We start from the raw sequence: 1,677 nt of genomic DNA on the forward strand, positions 1-1,677 counted from the left end.
TTACTTAAGAGATTTTAGACAGCTTCTAACTTATCAAGTACAGACCAAAATACTGGAGTTTAACAGGAACTGTTAGAATATGATTTTATATAATTAGGAGTAGAATAAAGAGATGAATCCATTAATATCAATTATTGTTCCAACATATAATGTTGAAAAATATATTAGGACATGTATTGAATCAATTTTAGCTCAAACATATCGCAATGTTGAAGTCATTATAGTAAATGATGGTAGCACAGATCAGTCGCTAGCAGTAATTTCCGATTTAATCTGTAGTCATCACAATGTTAAGGTAATCACCCAAAAAAACCAAGGATTATCAGTAGCTCGGAACACTGGTATTGATGTGGCAACTGGTAAATATATAACTTTTGTAGATGCAGATGACAAAATTATGCCAGGCTTTGTTAGCTCGCTCTATCAAATTGCTGACAAAACAGGAGCTGACATTGTGCGTGGGTCATTTCGAGACTTTAATGGTAATATTCTTAAAGATTGGGTTCCAGATTTCAATGTTCCAACCAATTGTGGGACAATAGTATTAGACCAATTCTTATCCAGCAAAATATCTTTTGTAGTTTGGTCGAGTATCTATAGGCTAGATTTTATTAATAGTAATCATATACGATTTACACCAGGGATTCTACTTGAGGATGGAGATTTTACAACAAGAGCTTATATGCTCGCTAAGTTAGTTGCTACATCACCTGAACCAAATTATGCATATAGAATACGTCAAGGAAGTATATTAACAACAAACAATGCCCAAAAAATGTCCCTTTCAGAAGAAAAAGTCATATCACAATTTATTAGTATGTTAAAACATGAAGAATCTGATGTTTTATGTAGTTTAATTCTAAAGTCTATTTATGCATTTATGAGAGATTGGACGAGAATTATTGTGAAGAATCACCTATCGTTGGATAGGACGAACAGTTGTTTTGATACTGCTCTCACTCTAATAAAAGAAATAATAAATTCTAAGCCCTTAAAAGAAAAAATCAAATTTTTAACAAAGGTTATTATTATTAAGGCGAAAAACCATTAAGCCGTTAAACGAAAATGCAAGGGGTTCATATACAATTATGTTAATTACGGATTTTTTATATCTTCAATGGGTTCATTGATCACTGAATTTGATTATCTTGTTTTAATGAATGTGAAGTCATTCGGTTAAGGGGAGTCTTTGATTTGTCTAGTTAGCTATCTGGACAGATGTTAAGTGTTAATTAAAGTGAAGGCAGATGAAAACTTATTAAAAGTTATTCTGCTTGATTAAGAATGGTAAGATTTCACCATCTAGATACTTTTATTAGAACTTAGGTGGACAGGAGAACCCAATTTTTAATCCTTCCTGTTATATAGTTTTTGTTTAATATTTTTCGGGAGGGCTATTAATGCAAATTGCAAAAAATTATCTTTATAATGCAATATATCAGGTCTTTATAATGATTGTGCCATTACTTACCACACCTTATTTGTCAAGAATTTTGGGCCCTTCAGGTATTGGAATTAACTCATATACCAATTCTATTGTTCAGTATTTTGTTTTATTTGGTAGTGTAGGAGTCGATTTGTATGGGAATCGTCAGATTGCCTTTGTTAGGGATAATCAGTTCAAAATGTCTAAAGTCTTTTATGAAATATGGATGTAAGCTGATTCCTGAGACAACT

At 31.7% G+C, this 1,677-nt stretch carries 1 protein-coding gene and 1 pseudogene; both read left to right on the forward strand.

The window, feature by feature from the left end; translation table 11 throughout:
- Window positions 1–112 precede the first annotated feature (112 nt).
- A complete protein-coding gene (locus FC51_RS11975; RefSeq protein ID WP_057911399.1) occupies window positions 113–1,051 on the forward strand; it encodes a glycosyltransferase in 939 nt (312 codons plus the stop codon).
- Window positions 1,052–1,400: 349 nt separating this feature from the next.
- Window positions 1,401–1,655, forward strand: a pseudogene (locus FC51_RS11980) (oligosaccharide flippase family protein); the annotation flags it as partial.
- Window positions 1,656–1,677: the final 22 nt, after the last annotated feature.

This window comes from Lentilactobacillus parabuchneri DSM 5707 = NBRC 107865 (assembly GCF_001435315.1).
Lineage (GTDB): Bacteria > Bacillota > Bacilli > Lactobacillales > Lactobacillaceae > Lentilactobacillus > Lentilactobacillus parabuchneri.